The organism is Frigoribacterium sp. 9N (genome assembly GCF_902506305.1).
GTDB lineage: Bacteria > Actinomycetota > Actinomycetes > Actinomycetales > Microbacteriaceae > Frigoribacterium.
On the sequence record NZ_LR733392.1, the window covers coordinates 1,545,099 to 1,559,769 of the forward strand.

The 14,671-nt window shown below is 70.4% G+C and carries 14 protein-coding genes; 5 read left to right on the forward strand and 9 right to left on the reverse strand.

Features of this window, described 5'->3' with window-relative positions:
* Positions 1-10: 10 nt before the first annotated feature.
* Positions 11-1,519 (reverse strand): sensor histidine kinase, encoded by a 1,509-nt coding sequence (locus ARTHRO9V_RS10270; protein WP_123571862.1) that lies wholly within the window; start codon positions 1,517-1,519, stop codon positions 11-13.
* 186 nt (positions 1,520-1,705) lie between these two features.
* Here ARTHRO9V_RS10270 and ARTHRO9V_RS10275 point away from each other — a divergent pair, with 186 nt between their 5' ends.
* Positions 1,706-2,194 (forward strand): Dps family protein, encoded by a 489-nt coding sequence (locus ARTHRO9V_RS10275; RefSeq protein ID WP_043597026.1) that lies wholly within the window; start codon positions 1,706-1,708, stop codon positions 2,192-2,194.
* Positions 2,195-2,272: 78 nt separating this feature from the next.
* On the opposite strand, the gene ARTHRO9V_RS10280 is transcribed toward ARTHRO9V_RS10275, so the two are convergent.
* From ARTHRO9V_RS10280 to ARTHRO9V_RS10300, 5 genes are all read right to left on the reverse strand, one after another.
* On the reverse strand, positions 2,273-3,781 hold the full coding sequence (locus ARTHRO9V_RS10280) for an amidohydrolase (protein ID WP_159826929.1): 1,509 nt from the start codon (positions 3,779-3,781) through the stop codon (positions 2,273-2,275).
* Complete coding sequence (locus ARTHRO9V_RS10285) at positions 3,778-4,401, reverse strand: FMN-binding negative transcriptional regulator (RefSeq protein WP_159826931.1); 624 nt, start codon at positions 4,399-4,401, stop codon at positions 3,778-3,780. Before ARTHRO9V_RS10285 ends, ARTHRO9V_RS10280 begins: the two co-directional genes overlap by 4 nt.
* Before the next feature lie 4 nt (positions 4,402-4,405).
* Positions 4,406-5,380 (reverse strand): Fpg/Nei family DNA glycosylase, encoded by a 975-nt coding sequence (locus ARTHRO9V_RS10290; RefSeq protein WP_123571865.1) that lies wholly within the window; start codon positions 5,378-5,380, stop codon positions 4,406-4,408.
* Between the two features lie 106 nt (positions 5,381-5,486).
* The gene (locus tag ARTHRO9V_RS10295) at positions 5,487-5,972 is read right to left on the reverse strand and encodes a ribose-5-phosphate isomerase (protein WP_043597130.1); all 486 of its coding nucleotides are present in this window, start codon (positions 5,970-5,972) and stop codon (positions 5,487-5,489) included.
* Positions 5,973-5,993: 21 nt separating this feature from the next.
* Positions 5,994-6,620 (reverse strand): DsbA family protein, encoded by a 627-nt coding sequence (locus ARTHRO9V_RS10300; RefSeq protein WP_159826933.1) that lies wholly within the window; start codon positions 6,618-6,620, stop codon positions 5,994-5,996.
* 91 nt (positions 6,621-6,711) lie between these two features.
* On the opposite strand from ARTHRO9V_RS10300, the gene pepN reads away from it, so the two are divergent.
* The 3 genes from pepN to ARTHRO9V_RS10315 all read left to right on the forward strand — a co-directional run bounded on the left by pepN (position 6,712) and on the right by ARTHRO9V_RS10315 (position 10,864).
* Entirely contained in the window at positions 6,712-9,252 is a 2,541-nt protein-coding gene (gene pepN, locus ARTHRO9V_RS10305; protein ID WP_159826935.1) for an aminopeptidase N, read from the forward strand.
* A gap of 128 nt (positions 9,253-9,380) precedes the next feature.
* Entirely contained in the window at positions 9,381-10,382 is a 1,002-nt protein-coding gene (locus ARTHRO9V_RS10310) for a mechanosensitive ion channel family protein (RefSeq protein ID WP_056048409.1), read from the forward strand.
* Positions 10,379-10,864, forward strand: coding sequence for a globin (locus ARTHRO9V_RS10315; RefSeq protein ID WP_159826937.1), 486 nt, complete (start codon positions 10,379-10,381; stop codon positions 10,862-10,864). The genes ARTHRO9V_RS10310 and ARTHRO9V_RS10315 overlap by 4 nt, the downstream gene beginning before the upstream one ends.
* Positions 10,865-10,915: 51 nt before the next feature.
* Here ARTHRO9V_RS10315 and ARTHRO9V_RS10320 read toward each other — a convergent pair whose 3' ends face one another.
* Entirely contained in the window at positions 10,916-11,587 is a 672-nt protein-coding gene (locus ARTHRO9V_RS10320) for a hypothetical protein (protein ID WP_056048412.1), read from the reverse strand.
* A gap of 21 nt (positions 11,588-11,608) precedes the next feature.
* Between ARTHRO9V_RS10320 and ARTHRO9V_RS10325 the strand changes: the two genes are divergently transcribed.
* On the forward strand, positions 11,609-12,478 hold the full coding sequence (locus ARTHRO9V_RS10325; protein WP_236557022.1) for an acyl-CoA thioesterase II: 870 nt from the start codon (positions 11,609-11,611) through the stop codon (positions 12,476-12,478).
* A 16-nt stretch (positions 12,479-12,494) separates the two neighbouring features.
* Here ARTHRO9V_RS10325 and ARTHRO9V_RS10330 read toward each other — a convergent pair whose 3' ends face one another.
* Together ARTHRO9V_RS10330 and ettA are read right to left on the reverse strand one after the other, a co-directional pair.
* A complete protein-coding gene (locus ARTHRO9V_RS10330; protein WP_056048417.1) occupies positions 12,495-12,968 on the reverse strand; it encodes a thioesterase family protein in 474 nt (157 codons plus the stop codon).
* 16 nt (positions 12,969-12,984) lie between these two features.
* The gene (ettA, locus tag ARTHRO9V_RS10335) at positions 12,985-14,670 is read right to left on the reverse strand and encodes an energy-dependent translational throttle protein EttA (protein ID WP_056048420.1); all 1,686 of its coding nucleotides are present in this window, start codon (positions 14,668-14,670) and stop codon (positions 12,985-12,987) included.
* Position 14,671 lies beyond the last annotated feature (1 nt).

Genomic DNA, 14,671 nt, shown 5'->3' on the forward strand with positions numbered 1-14,671 from the left:
GGCCCACGAACTACGGTCGCGCGGGCGGCCCGGCCGGCGGGTCGAGCGGCCCGTCGGGCAGCGCCGCGTCGGGCAGCGGCTCGGTCACGGCCGTCGACGAGAACGGCGGCAGCGGCTCGGTCGGCAGCGGCAGCGTAGGGTTGCTCGGCACCTCGATCGTCATCGGGATGCTCACCGTGACGATGGTCGGCCCGCCCTGCGGGCTGCTGATGTCGAGGAAGCCGCCGAGGCCCACCAGGCGCTCCTGCACCCCGGCGAGACCGTGGCCGTCGCGCAGGCCGGCGCCGCCGCGCCCGTCGTCGGTCACGACGAGCTCGAGCAGGGTGCCGATGCCGTCGGGAGCCTGCCTCGTGCGCAGCACGAGGTCGGCGCTGGCCGCCCCGGCGTGCTTGCCCGTGTTCGTCACCAGTTCGGACGCGATGAAGTACGCGTTGCGCTCGATGTCGCTCGGGATCACGACGTGCGCGGGCACCCGGTCGAGCATCGTGGTGGGCACCACCGAGCGGTCGACGAGCGACTCGAGCGCCGCCACGAGGCCCCGGTCCATCAACAACGGAGGCGCGAAACCGCGGGACAGGGCACGCAGCTCCTCGAGGGCCTCGCGGGACTGGACCCGCGCCTCCTCGATGAGGGTCTTGCTCTTCTCGGGGTCGGTGTCGACGGCGCGGGACGCCGCGGCGAGGTCCATCTGCAGACGCACCAGACGCTGTTGCGGTCCGTCGTGGATGTCGCGCTCGAGCCGGCGGAGGGCCGTGCCCTCGGCCGACAGGGCGGCCGTGCGCGAGATCTCACGGTCGGCGAGCTCGACCTCGAGCTGCTCGCTGCGGAACCCCCCGAGCATGACGGCGGCGATCGCCTGGTGCATGACGACGAACCCGTGCACGACGTAGGGATAGACGAGCACGACGCCCGCGAAGAGCGCGAGGGCGAGGACGACGAGCACCGCGCCTCCGCCGTTGCCGATCGCGGACGCCCAGTTGAAGGTGTCGAACGGCGGCAACGCCTGGAAGACGAGCACGACCCCCAGGACGGCGAGCACCGGGCCGGCCAGGAGACCCACGAGGACGAAGGACGTGAAGCCCGCCACGATCGGGAACACCACGACGCCGTAGAGCAGGTACAGCCAGTAGTGCGGGTTGGCGAAGACCGAGACGGCCCGCGCGAAGCGGTTCGTCGACCGGCCCCACTCGGTGTTCGGCGTCCAGTCGACGGGGCGGATGGGTCGGTCGCTGGCCCACCGCAGGCGGAGCACCTCGAAGGTGCCGAACCACCGGGCGATCCAGAGCGCGCCGAAGACGACGATCGCGAGGAAGACGAGGGTGAACAGCGAGTCGCTCGACCCGCTGACCGTGTGCAGGAACAACGAGGCGGCCACCGTCACGATGACGACGAGGACGGCCGACAGGGCGACGTAGCCGAGTTCACGGGGCAGTTCGCGCCAACGGCGTCGGTAGCCACCGGGTGGGGGCGGGGGCGAGAGGTAGGGGTTGGCGGCGGTGATGGTGGTCTCCTGGATCATGCCTTCGAGCCTGGTCCGGACGGGGCGTCCACCCCATGGTGCCAGCGCCCGGACCGCCGGTGGGGTTATCCCCCCTCACGACCCGTGGTGAGGTGAGGCTGGCCTAGGTGAGCCGAGCCTCAGCTTGCTTGCGGAATTCTCCCAGACGTCTAGCGTTGCCTCCATCGTCTAGGAAAGGACCACGTCATGACCGACATCACCCGCACCGTCCCCCAGGGTTCCGTCGACCCCGACGTCGCCGCCGGCGTCGCCCAGTTCCTCAGCCAGATCGTCACCGACATGACGGCCCTGTCGGTCAACGGCAAGCAGGCCCACTGGCACGTGCGCGGCATCGCGTTCGTCGCCGTCCACGAACTCATCGACGTGGTCGTCGACCACGCCCGCGAGTGGGCCGACCTCGCCGCCGAGCGCGTCGTCGCCCTCGGCCTGCCGGTCGACGGACGCATCGAGACCGTCGCCGCCAAGACGGTCATCCCCCCCACCTCCCCCGGCTTCAACCAGATCGACGTCACGATCGCCGAGCTGGTCGCCCAGATCGACGCCTCGCTCGTCGCCGTCCGCGAGGCCATCGACGAGCTCGGCGAGCTCGACGCCTCGAGCCAGGACGTCGCCATCGAGATCTCGCGGGGCCTCGAGAAGGACCGCTGGTTCCTCGCCGCGCACGTCGCCGGCTGACCCGTCCCGCCGGACGGACGAAGGCCGCCACCCCGCACGGGGTGGCGGCCTTCGCCGTGTCGGGTCGACGCCGCCTCGTCAGAGCGTGCGGTGCGTCCACCGACCCGCCAGGACCGTGCCGACGACGGGCATCCGGCGCAGCTGGTCGTCCGACGCGGCGAGCGGATCGACCTCGGTGACCACGAGATCGGCGACGGAGCCGACCTCGACCGTGGCTCGACCGCCCGTCGAGGCGGCGAGCGCCGCCGAGGCGACCAGTCGCTGTTCGGGGTGCCACGCCTCGCGTCCGTCGCGCGAGCGCGAGATCGCCGCGGCCATCGCCACCCAGGGATCGAGCGGGGCGACCGGCGCATCCGAACCGAGCTGCAGGCGGACGCCGGCGGCGACGAGGCTCTCGAAGACGTAGGCACGCTCGGAGCGGCCCACCCAGAGCCGATCGACGACGTCGCGGTCGTCCATGGCGTGTTCGGGCTGCACGCTGGCCACGATGCCGAGGCGCGCGAACCGGTCGACGTCGTGCAGGTCGAGCAGTTGGGCGTGCTCGATGCTGCCCCCGCAGCCGACCAGCTCGAGGGCGTCCAGCGCCTGGGCGTTCGCGGCGTCGCCGATCGCGTGCACGGCCGGGACGAGTCCCGCCGAGGAGGCGCGGCGCAGCCACCCGACGAGTTCGTCGGTCTCGTAGATGCGCACCCCCCGAGCAGCCGGGTCGCCCTCGAGCCCGGGGTACGGGTCGTGGCACCACGCGGTGCGGGTGCCGAGGGAGCCGTCGGTGATGATCTTGAACGGCCCCATGGTGACGAGGCCCTCGGTGCCCGGGACCACGTCGCCGGTGCGCAGCCCGCGGGCGACGACGGCGTCGAGGTCGCGGGGGTAGACCCCGGGACGGATGCGGAGGCCCCGCGTGCCTCCGGCCACCCGACGTGTCCAGCGGTCGAGCGACAGCGTCATCTCGAGGTCGACGACGCCGACGACCCCCCGTGCGGCGGCCGCGTCGACGGCCTCGGCGACCCACCCGTCGAGCTGTTCGTCCGGTACGACGCTCACCGCGGCGCTGACGTCGAAGGCCGGCTGCTCGCGCAGCAGGCCGGTCGGGTGGTCGGCGTGACCGTGACGGGCCAGGGCGGACGAGTCGAGCCAGACGGAGTGCAGGTCGTTGCTCACGAGGACGACCGGCACGTCACCGGCCACCGAGTCGAGGAGCGCGCGGCTCGGAGCATCGGGCCAGAGGGCGTCCTGGAAGCCGTAGCCGACGAGGGTCCCGCCCGCCTCGACCGGCTCGACGCGGAGGCGCTCCCCCACGATCGAGGCCGCCTCGGCGGCGGACCGTGCCCGCGACAGGTCGAGTCGTCGGCGCACCAACGCCCACTGGTCCATGTGGACGTGGGAGTCCCAGAGGCCCGGGGCGAGCCAGCGGCCGTCGAGGTCGACCACCTCGGCACCGTCGGGGGCGGGGCCGGACACGAGCGCGACGACCCGGCCACCGTCGAGCAGGACGTCCACGGGAGCGGGTCCGCCGCCGACCAGGCGGGCGCCCGTCAGGAGCGTGCGCCGCGCCTCCTCGGCCCGGGTGCCTGCGTCGACCGTCATCGGTCGCGCACCCGACGCATCTCGGCGGCGAGCGCCGGCTGCGCGTAGTGCTCGCCGTGCTCGAGCTCGTCCACGATGCGGTCGACCACCTCGGGTGCCTTGTTCTGGCTCAGCTTGGCGCGGGCGTCGAACCGGGTCACGCGCAGCCGGATGCCGACGGTGCCCTTCGCGACCCGGCGAGAGCCCTCGTCGTCGAGGGTGAGGGTCGAGGGCTCGGGCATGACGCGCTCGAAGTGGTCGACGAGCTCGCCCAGCACGCGGAAGTTCTCGTCGTCCGAGAGGATCTCGGGGGTGCCCCAGAGGTGCGCCGTGACGTGGTTCCAGGTGGGGACGATCTGCTCGGCCGGGTACCAGCCGGGTGAGACGTAGCCGTGCGGGCCCTGGACGATCACCATGACCTCGTGCTCGCCCAGTTCGTGCGAGCGCTCGTCCGGACGACCGACGTGGCTGACGAGCACGATGGCCCCCGGGTCGGCGTCGTCCTGCTCGAGCACGACGGGGTAGTGCGACGCGACGAGACCGGCCGCCGTGTGCGACACGATCGTCGCCCACGGGTTCTCGTGGATCAGCCTCTTGACCTCGTCGACGTCGGACAGGACGAACGTGGGGGTGTGCCGCATGCGGTCAAGTCTGGTCGGTCGGGCACCAGTACAGCTTGCGACCCGCGGCCATCTCCATCACGACGTTAGTCCCGCAGACCCGGCAGGGCAGACCCTCGCGGTGGTAGACCCAGTGCCGGTCGGCCCGGCTGCGCAGGGCCTTGGCGTGCTGGGACTTGGTGAGACCGTCCATGGTCATCATCTGGCCGAGCTCCACGCCGCTCTTGAGCAGCTTCGTCCAGTCTTTGTAGAGGGCGCGCAGCACCTCTTCGGGGACCTGGTTGCCGGGAGTGTGCGGGTCGAGCCGGGCCCGGAACAGCAGCTCGGCCCGGTAGATGTTGCCGATGCCGCTGACCACGCTCTGGTCCATCAGCAACAGGCCGATCGGGGTGCGCTTCTTGCCCGCGATCGACACGAAGCGGTCGGCGCCCTTCTTCGGCGAGTCGACGAGGGGGTCGGGACCGAGCTTGGAGATCGCCAGGTCGACCCCGGCCGCGTCGAGCACCTCGCACTTCGTCGGGCCACGGAGGTCGCCGACCGCGGTGTCGGTCAACAGCCGCACGCGCACCTGCCCGACGGGCTCGGGCGGGAACGAGTCGATGTCGTCCTCGGTCTTCTCCTGCTCGGCCATGCGCACGCGAGACCGGCGTGGCGCCCCGATGCTGGCCATCGAGTCCTCGCCGTCGTCGTCGGGGGCGTTCTCGGCCTTGCGGGTGGCCGCCCGGCGAGTCCGGGACTCGGCCATCGAATGGCCCGTGGCGATGGCGCCCGCGAAGTCCCACGCACCGTAGAGCCCGAGGTGCACGTGCAGCCACAGGCCGTTGTCGAACTCGAGGAACATCTGCTTGCCGACGGCCTTGGAGTCGACCATCGTGGCGCCGTCGAGCCTGGTCGCCCCGTCGGCGAACCGACCCTGGGGCGAACTCACCCGGACTCGGTGGCCGACGAAGCTCTGCTCGAACTGGTTGGCGATGCGGTGGACGGAATGGCCCTCGGGCACGGCGACACCTCTCTCGGTGGTCGATGGAACGGTCTCGGGCGTGACGCCGGAGACGACGGAGCGGCGAGGCCCCGGTCGGGGTCCCGCCGCTCTCGACGTTACGTCGTCAGTCGACCGGGTGACCGGCGATGGCGCCCGTGGTCTCGTACTCGCCGACCTGCGCGATGCGGCGCACGTGGCGTTCGTCGTGGCTGAACGGCTCGGCGACGAAGGCGTCGATGAACGCCAGGGCCTCGGCCTCGGTGTGCTGGCGCGCCCCGATCGCGATGACGTTCGCGTCGTTGTGCTGGCGGGCGAGCTTGGCGGTCGAGTCGTTCCAGACCAGGGCGGCACGGACGCCCTCGACCTTGTTCGCGGCGATCTGCTCGCCGTTGCCCGAGCCGCCGAAGACGACGCCCAGCGCCTCGTGGCCGGCACGCTGGTCGCGCACGGTCGCCCGGGCCGCCGCGATGCAGAACGACGGGTAGTCGTCGAGGGGCTCGTAGCTCGTCGGACCGTGGTCGGTCACGTCGTGGCCCGCGTCGGTGAGGTGCTGGATGACGGTCGTGCTGAAGTCGAGGCCGGCGTGATCGGTCGCCACGTGGATGCGCATGGAGACGATCCTACGACCGGCTCAGTCGAAGATCGGCCCGACCGTGCGCGTGCGCTTGATCTCGAAGAAGCCGGGGTACGAGGCCACGGCGACGACTCCGTCCCACAGCCGCAGCGCCTCCTCGCCCTTCGGCGCCGGAGAGATGACGGGGCCGAAGAAGGCGACGCCGTCGACCGAGATGACGGGCGTGCCGACGTCCTGGCCGACTCGGCCGATGCCGTCGAAGTGGCTGGCACGCATCTGCTCGTCGTACTCGTCGCCGTCCGCGTACCGCGCGAAGTCGGCGGGCAGTCCGACCTCGGCCACGGCACCGGCGATGACGACGTCGCCGTCCTTCTCGCCCTCGTGGTGGATGCGGGTGCCGAGGGCGTCGTAGAGCGGCTTGACGATCTGCTGACCGTGGAGTTCACCTGCGGCCGTGACGAGCCGCGTGTAGCGCAGCATGCGGGCGAAGTTCGCCTTGTACTCGTCGCTGACGTCGGCGTCCTCGTTGAGGACCGCGAGGCTCATCACGTGGAAGGTGACGTCGAGGTCACGGTGCTTCGCGACCTCGTCGACCCAGCGGCTGGACATCCAGGCCCAGGGGCACGACGGGTCGAACCAGAAGTCGACGACGGTGTGGGACGCGGGAGCGGGGGTGTCGGTCATGCCCTCAGTCAACACCCCGGCGTCGTACAGCCGGTCTAGGCTTTCAGCGGACCACGAGTCCCCCCTCACCCCCCAGACGGATGGAGCCAGCGTGCCCGGAGAGAACCTCACCCGCGTCGAGGCGCAAGAGCGCAAGAACGTCGTCGACGTGCAGTCGTACGAGATCGCCCTCGACCTGACCCGCGGCGACGAGGTGTTCGGCAGCTCGACCACCGTGCGCTTCACCGCCACCCCCGGAGCGTCGACCTTCATCGACGCGCTCACCCGCACCGTGCACTCGGTGACCCTCAACGGCACCGCGCTCGACGTCGACGCGGTCTCCGACGGCGTGCGCATCCAGCTGGCCGAGCTGGCCGCCGAGAACGTGCTCGAGGTCGTCGCCGATGCCGAGTACACCAACACCGGCGAGGGCCTGCACCGGTTCGTCGACCCGGTCGACGGCGAGGTCTACCTCTACTCGCAGTTCGAGGTGCCCGACAGCCGCCGCGTCTTCGCGGTCTTCGAGCAGCCCGACCTCAAGGCGACGTTCCAGTTCACGGTCACCGCACCCACACGCTGGCAGGTCGTCAGCAACCAGCCCACGCCCGAACCCGTCGTCGACGGTGAGACCGGCACCTGGACGTTCTCGCCCACGCCCGTGCTCTCGAGCTACGTCACGGCGATCATCGCCGGCCCGTACGACGTGGTCCGCAGCGACCTCACCAGTTCCGACGGCCGCACGATCCCGCTCGGCATCTTCACGCGCCGATCCCTCACCGAGTACCTCGACGCCGACTACATCTTCGAGAAGACCCGTCAGGGCTTCGCCTACTACGAAGAGAAGTTCGACTACGCGTACCCCTTCGACAAGTACGACCAGCTCTTCGTGCCCGAGTTCAACGCCGGTGCCATGGAGAACGCGGGTGCCGTCACCTTCGTCGAGACCTACGTCTTCCGCAGCAAGGTGACCGACGCCATCAAGGAACGCCGCGTCGTCACGATCCTCCACGAGCTCGCGCACATGTGGTTCGGCGACCTCGTGACGATGAAGTGGTGGAACGACCTCTGGCTGAACGAGTCGTTCGCCGAGTGGGCCTCGACCATCTCGACCGCCGAGGCGACCGAGTGGACCGAGGCCTGGACCACCTTCCAGGCGATGGAGAAGAGCTGGGCCTACCGCCAGGACCAGCTGCCGTCGACGCACCCCGTCGTCGCCACGATCAACGACCTCGAGGACGTCCAGGTCAACTTCGACGGCATCACCTACGCCAAGGGCGGGTCGGTGCTCAAGCAGCTCGTCGCCTGGGTGGGCATCGACGCCTTCTACGCCGGCGTGGCCGCGTACTTCAAGAAGCACCACCACTCGAACACCGAGCTGAGCGACCTGCTCGTCGAACTCGAGGCCACCTCGGGCCGCGAGTTGACCAGCTGGTCGAAGCTCTGGCTCGAGACCGCGGGCGTCAACACGTTGCGTCCCGAGCTCGAGGTCGACGAGAACGGCGTGATCACCTCGTTCGCCGTGCTCCAGGAGGCGGCCGCCGACCACCCCACCATCCGCCCGCACCGCCTCGCCATCGGCCTCTACGCCCTGCAGGGCGACGCCCTGGTCCGCACCGACCGCGTCGAGATCGACGTGGACGGCACCCGTACCGAGGTCCCCGAGCTGGTCGGCCTGAACCGCGGCGACCTCGTGCTGATCAACGACGACGACCTCGCCTACGCGAAGATCCGACTCGACGAGGTGTCGCTCGCCACGGCCATCGCCCACCTCTCGAAGATCTCGAACCCGCTGGCCCGCGCCCTCGTCTGGGGCTCGGTCTGGGACGCGACGCGCGACGCCGAGACCTCGGCCTCGGACTACGTGCGTCTCGTGCTCGACAACATCGCGACCGAGACCGAGTCGACGACGATCCGCACCACGCTCTCACAGCTGCTGCAGACCGCCCGCAGCTACGTCGCCCCCGCGCGCCGCACCTCCACGATCACCGAGGTCGGCGACGGCCTCTGGGCCCTCGCCCAGGGTGCCGAGGCCGGGTCGGACGCCCAGTTCCAGTTCGTCACCTTCTTCGCCGCGATCGCGTCGACCGAGACCCACCGGGAGGCGCTGGCCGGCCTGCTCGACGGATCGCTCGCTCTCAAGGGCCTCACCGTCGACACCGACCTGCGCTGGCAGCTGCTCGAGGGCCTCGTGCTCGTCGGCGGTGCCGGTGAGGCCGAGATCGACGCCGCCCTCGCCGAGGACAACACGGCGAACGGCGCCCAGGCCGCCGCGCGGGCCCGCGCGACGATCGCGACCACCGAGGGCAAGCTCGCCGCCTTCGCGTCGGTCGTCGACAGCGCCGAGCAGCCCAACGCCATCGTCCGGGCGACGACCCTCGGGTTCCAGCACACGAACGACCCGGCGATCCTGCAGCCGCTCGTCGAGCGCTACTTCTCGTCCCTCACCGGCATCTGGGAGTCGCGCAGCTACCACATCGCCGACACCCTCGTCTCGGGGCTGTACCCGGCCGGCCTCGCCGACCAGGCCCTCGTCGACGCGTCGTACGCGTGGCTCGAGGCGAACCCCGAGACGCCGGCCCTGCGCCGCATCGTGAGCGAGAGCGTCGCGGGCGTCGAGCGGGCCCTGCGGGTGCAGGCGGTCGACCAGCAGTAGTCGTGCCCCGGGTCGCGCGACGACCCGACGACCGACCCGGACGGCGGGCCCTCTCACAGGGCCCGCCGTTCCGGCGTCCAGGCCCCTCCCGGGTGGGGTTGCGGTGGCGTGCTTGACTTGTCGCTCATATGGACCTCCTCCTCGCTGCCGCCACCGACCCCGCCGCCCCGATCGCCTTCGACTGGGACGCCTTCTGGACGATGTGGCGCGTTCCCATCCGCATCGTGGCGATCCTGCTCGTCGCGGTGCTGTTGCGCGTCGCCCTGCACTTCACCATCCGGCGGGTCGTCGACCAGGTCGTGAACGGAATCAAGCGGAAGCAGAACGTCGACGACACGCAGGCCCTCATGGCCTCGCCGCTGCAGGCCGTCCGGGTCGTCCAGCGCACCCGCACGCTCGGCAGCGTGCTGAACAACGTGGTGACGGTCGTCGTCGCGGGCATCGCGCTCGTGTTGATCCTCGGCGAACTGAACTTCAACGCCGTCGCGATCGTCAGCGCGGCGGGCGTGGTCGGTGCCGGACTCGCGTTCGGCGCCCAGAACATCGTCAAGGACATGCTCAACGGCATCTTCATGGTCGCCGAAGACCAGCTGGGGGTGGGCGACGTCGTCGACGTCGGGCCCGCGGCCGGCGTCGTCGAGGCCGTCGGCATCCGCGTCACGCAGATCCGCGACGTGAACGGCGTGCTGTGGTTCGTCCGCAACGGCGAGATCCTGCGCGTGGGCAACATGTCGCAAGGCTGGACGCGCGTGGTCATCGACCTCGCCGTGCCGTACTCCGCCGACGTCGACCAGGTGCAGGACGCCATGTTGAACACCGCGAACGAGCTCGCCGCGATCCCGAAGTGGAGGCGCGCCATCATCGACCAGCCCGAGGTCTGGGGAATCCAGTCGATCGCCGAGGAGCACGTGGTCATCCGCATCGTCGCCAAGACACGGTCCGCCGACCGTGACAACGTCGACCGGGAGCTGCGGTCCCGTCTCAAGAAGACCCTGGATGCCATGGACATCGTGCTGCCCTCGCTGACGAGCGTCGTCCTCACCGGCTTCGACAGCGCCTCCTCGGTCCAGGGCGCCCGGGCGCCCCGCACGGCGCCGACGCCCCACGTGCCGCGGAGCAAGCGCAAATGACCGACCTGCCGCTGACGCCGCGCCCGTCCACCGCTCAGCCCGTGACTCCCCCGCCGTCGGCCGTGCCGGTCACCGTCCGGCGGGGCCTCGGTGACGACGCCGCCCAGGGCAACTTCTGGGAGCAGATCGGTGGGCGGCCGACCTTCGAGAAGTTGGTCCGCCGCTTCTACGAGGGCGTCCGGACCGACGAGGTGCTCTGGCCGATGTACCCGGAAGCGGATCTCCAGGGCGCGATCCAACGCTTGACGGGGTTCCTCGAGCAGTACTGGGGCGGCCCCACCACCTACAGCCAGGAGCGCGGGCACCCCCGCCTGCGCATGCGGCACATGCCGTTCCGGGTGACGCCCGAGGCACGTGACCACTGGCTGCAGCACATGCGGGTGGCCGTCGACGAACTCGAACTCGCCCCCCTCGACGACGCGATGCTCTGGGGCTACCTGGATCGCGCCGCGCAGGCCATGGTCAACACGTTCGAGCGCTGACCGCCCACCGCCGGGCTGCCCGCCTCGGACCGCCCACCGCCGGGCCGATCGTCAGAGCAGGGACGATCGCCGCTTGACGAGCACGTGGCCCTTGGGCGTCGTGAGGCGGGTCCAGGTGCCGGTCTCGAACACGGCGACCTCGTCCTCGCCGTCGAGGAATCCCAGGCTGAGGGCACCGAAGCCGGCTCCGGCGGGAACCCCCTCGGCACCCTCGACGGGGGCCGACCACACGTCGGCTCGCACCCGGTGCACGATCTGCTCACCGGTGCCCGTGGGGATCGCCTCGGCGACGCGGGCGATTCCGGCCTCGGCGGTCGATCGGAGGCGGTCGGCCTCGATCGGGCCGAGTCGCGTCCAGCCCCCGCGCGGCGGCGAGATCGCTGCCCAGGTCACGGTGTTGACCGTGGCGGGCACGGACACGGTGACCGCAGCGGTCGGGTCGACGACGTCGTTCTGCAGGCGTACGAGGCGCTCCTTCAGCGACCGGACCGGGACCACGGCGTCGAACTCGGGGCGGTCGTCGAGTTGAAAGGTGCGGAGCCCCAGCACGGTAGGGCTCGAGTCGAGCAGACCCATCGGGTAGAACACGGCGACGTAGACGGCCAGGACACCGGAGCCGGCGATGAGCCGGACCGAGCCGTCCTCCACCCGGCCCGCACGCCCGAGATAGGTCGCGAGATCGCTGAGGGACAGGGAGTCGGGGAGGGTGAATGCGTCGTTCATCGGCCCCCTAAACTACATCGCGTGACCGACGATCCGCTGCAGAGCCTGCTGTCCACCCTCGACCTCTCGCCGGCGGGCAACGTCGGTGGTCAGGACGTCTTCACGGGTGGGTCACAGCCCGAGCCGCTCGGTCGCGTGTTCGGCGGCCAGGTCGCCGCGCAGGCCCTCGTCGCCGCCCAGCGCACCGTCGGCGGCGGACGCGACGTCCACTCGCTGCATTCGTACTTCCTGCGGCCCGGCGACCTCACCATCCCCATCACGTTCACGGTCGACCGCATCCACGACGGCCGGTCGTTCGCGACCCGTCGCACCCAGGCGTCGCAGGACGGCGTGCCGATCTTCTCGATGATCGCGTCCTTCCAGACCCCCGACGAGGGGCTCGACCACCAGGTCGACATGCCCTCCGGCCTGCCCGATCCCGAGGACGTCCCGAGCGACGCCGAGTTGCTGTCCGCGGTCGACAACCCCGTCGCCCAGTCGTGGGCCCGGCGGCCGTTCGACATGCGCCACGTGCCGTCGCCGGTCTTCTTCAGCGTCGAGGGCGACCACGTCGCGCACCAGGCCGTCTGGCTCAAGGCCACCGGCCCACTGCCCGACGACGCCGACCTGCACCGCGCCGCCCTGCTGTACGCGAGCGACTACACGCTCCTCGAACCGATCTACCGCCGTCACGGCGTCGCGTTCGTCACCCCCGGGCTCAAGGCCGCGAGCCTCGACCACGCCATGTGGTGGCACCGTCCCGCCCGCGTCGACGAATGGCTTCTCTATGTGCAAGAGAGCCCCAATGCGGTGGGCGGACGTGGCCTCTCGCTCGGGCGCATCTACGACCGCGCGGGCACTCTCGTGGCGAGCGTCGCACAAGAGGGCATGGTGCGGGTGCCGCGAGGCTGACCCGCCACGTTCCTGGTCAGCGCCGGCGGAAGGCCAGGGGTTCTTCGACGAACGGCGACCAGGCGTCGCGCTCGACGTCGGAGATGCGCCGGGGCTGATTCGTCGCCGAGTCGACCAGCACGATGGTGGTGGCGGCCTTCGTAAACAGCGTCCGGGGCTCGACGCCCTCGGGCGACCAGACCTCGTAGCAGACCTCGAGGCTCGCCCCGCCGAGTCGCCCGACCCAGATCTGCACGTCGAGCGGGGCCCGCAGGTACGGGATGGGGACGAGGTACTCGAGCTCCTGCCGGGCGATGAGCGTCATCGTCGCGGCGTTCGGACTGCCGTCGAGGACGGCGGCCGAGGACCGTTCGTCGATCGCCCCGTCGGCAGACCAGAACGCGTCGATGCGCGCCTCCTCGAGGAGGCGCAGCATCGACGCGTTGTTCACGTGACGGTACCCGTCGAGATCGCTCCAGCGGACTCGGGTCGGCACGTGCAGGCGGGTCATGACGGTGCGGTGCCGGTCAGTCGCGCGTGAGCTTGCGGTACGTGGCCGAACTCGGCTTCGCCGCGTCGGCGCCGAGGCGCTCGACCTTGTTCTCTTCGTACGCCTCGAAGTTGCCCTCGAACCAGTACCAGTTGGGCGTGCCGTCGTCGTTCAGGCCCTCCCACGAGAGGATGTGCGTGGCGATGCGGTCGAGGAACCACCGGTCGTGTGTGATGACCACGGCGCAGCCGGGGAACTCGAGGAGCGCGTTCTCGAGGCTGCCCAGCGTCTCGACGTCGAGGTCGTTGGTGGGCTCGTCGAGCAGGAGGAGATTGCCGCCCTGCTTGAGCGTCAGCGCCAGGTTCAGGCGGTTGCGCTCACCACCCGACAGCACGCCGGCCTTCTTCTGCTGGTCGGGACCCTTGAAGCCGAACTGCGACACGTAGGCCCGCGACGGGATCTCGGTCTTGCCGACCTGGATGTAGTCGTGCCCCTCGGAGACGACCTCCCACAGGTTCTTGTTGGGGTCGATGCCGCCACGGCTCTGGTCGACGTACGAGATGTCGACCGTCTCGCCGACCTTGAGCTCGCCACCGTCGAGCGGCTCGAGGCCGACGACCGTCTTGAAGAGGGTGGTCTTGCCGACGCCGTTCGGCCCGATGACGCCGACGATGCCGTTGCGGGGCAGCGTGAACGACAGGTCGTCGATGAGGACACGCTCGCCGAACGACTTGTGGAGCTTCTTGGCGTCGATGACCTGAGAGCCGAGACGCGGGCCCACGGGGATCACGATCTCTTCGAAGTCCAAGGTGCGCGTGCGCTCGGCCTCGTTCGCCATCTCTTCGTAGCGCGCCAGACGTGCCTTCGACTTCGCCTGACGGCCCTTGGCGTTGCTCCGGACCCACTCGAGCTCGGACGCGAGGCGCTTGGCGAGCTTGGCGTCCTTCTTGCCCTGGACCTGGAGGCGCTCGCCCTTCTTCTCGAGGTAGGTCGAGTAGTTGCCCTCGTAGGGGTAGAGGCGGCCGCGGTCGACCTCGGCGATCCACTCGGCGACGTGGTCGAGGAAGTACCGGTCGTGGGTCACGGCGAGCACGGCGCCGGGGTACTTGCTGAGGTGCTGCTCGAGCCAGAGCACGCTCTCGGCGTCGAGGTGGTTGGTGGGCTCGTCGAGGAGCAGCAGGTCGGGCTTCTGCAGCAGCAGCTTGCACAGCGCGACGCGACGCTTCTCACCACCGGAGAGGTTCGCGACCTCGGCATCGCCCGGAGGCGTGCGCAGGGCCGACATGGCCTGCTCGAGCTGGGAGTCGAGGTCCCAGGCGTCGGCGGCGTCGATCTCTTCTTGGAGGGTGCCCATCTCGGCGAGCAACGCGTCGAAGTCGGCGTCGGGCTCGGCCATGGCGGCCGAGACCTCGTTGAAGCGGTCGAGCTTCTGCTTGATCGGCCCCACGCCCTCTTGCACGTTCTCGAGGACGGTCTTGGTCTCGTCGAGTTCGGGCTCTTGCATCAGGATGCCGACCGAGTAGCCGGGGCTGAGCTTCGCCTCGCCGTTGCTGGGGGTGTCGAGCCCCGCCATGATCTTGAGGATCGTCGACTTGCCGGCGCCGTTCGGCCCCACGACACCGATCTTCGCCCCCGGGATGAACGACATGGTGACGTCGTCGAGGATCAGCTTGTCGCCGACCGCCTTGCGGGCGCGCACCATCGAGTAAATGTATTCGGCCATG

Bases quoted from the DNA above. Each gene is read 5' to 3' on its own strand.
- ARTHRO9V_RS10270 (WP_123571862.1), bottom strand. From the start codon at position 1,519: ATGATCCAGGAGACCACCATCACCGCCGCCAACCCCTACCTCTCGCCC.
- ARTHRO9V_RS10275 (WP_043597026.1), top strand. From the start codon at position 1,706: ATGACCGACATCACCCGCACCGTCCCCCAGGGTTCCGTCGACCCCGAC.
- ARTHRO9V_RS10280 (WP_159826929.1), bottom strand. From the start codon at position 3,781: ATGACGGTCGACGCAGGCACCCGGGCCGAGGAGGCGCGGCGCACGCTC.
- ARTHRO9V_RS10285 (WP_159826931.1), bottom strand. From the start codon at position 4,401: ATGCGGCACACCCCCACGTTCGTCCTGTCCGACGTCGACGAGGTCAAG.
- ARTHRO9V_RS10295 (WP_043597130.1), bottom strand. From the start codon at position 5,972: ATGCGCATCCACGTGGCGACCGATCACGCCGGCCTCGACTTCAGCACG.
- ARTHRO9V_RS10300 (WP_159826933.1), bottom strand. From the start codon at position 6,620: ATGACCGACACCCCCGCTCCCGCGTCCCACACCGTCGTCGACTTCTGG.
- ARTHRO9V_RS10310 (WP_056048409.1), top strand. From the start codon at position 9,381: ATGGACCTCCTCCTCGCTGCCGCCACCGACCCCGCCGCCCCGATCGCC.
- ARTHRO9V_RS10315 (WP_159826937.1), top strand. From the start codon at position 10,379: ATGACCGACCTGCCGCTGACGCCGCGCCCGTCCACCGCTCAGCCCGTG.
- ARTHRO9V_RS10320 (WP_056048412.1), bottom strand. From the start codon at position 11,587: ATGAACGACGCATTCACCCTCCCCGACTCCCTGTCCCTCAGCGATCTC.
- ARTHRO9V_RS10330 (WP_056048417.1), bottom strand. From the start codon at position 12,968: ATGACCCGCCTGCACGTGCCGACCCGAGTCCGCTGGAGCGATCTCGAC.
- ettA (WP_056048420.1), bottom strand. From the start codon at position 14,670: ATGGCCGAATACATTTACTCGATGGTGCGCGCCCGCAAGGCGGTCGGC.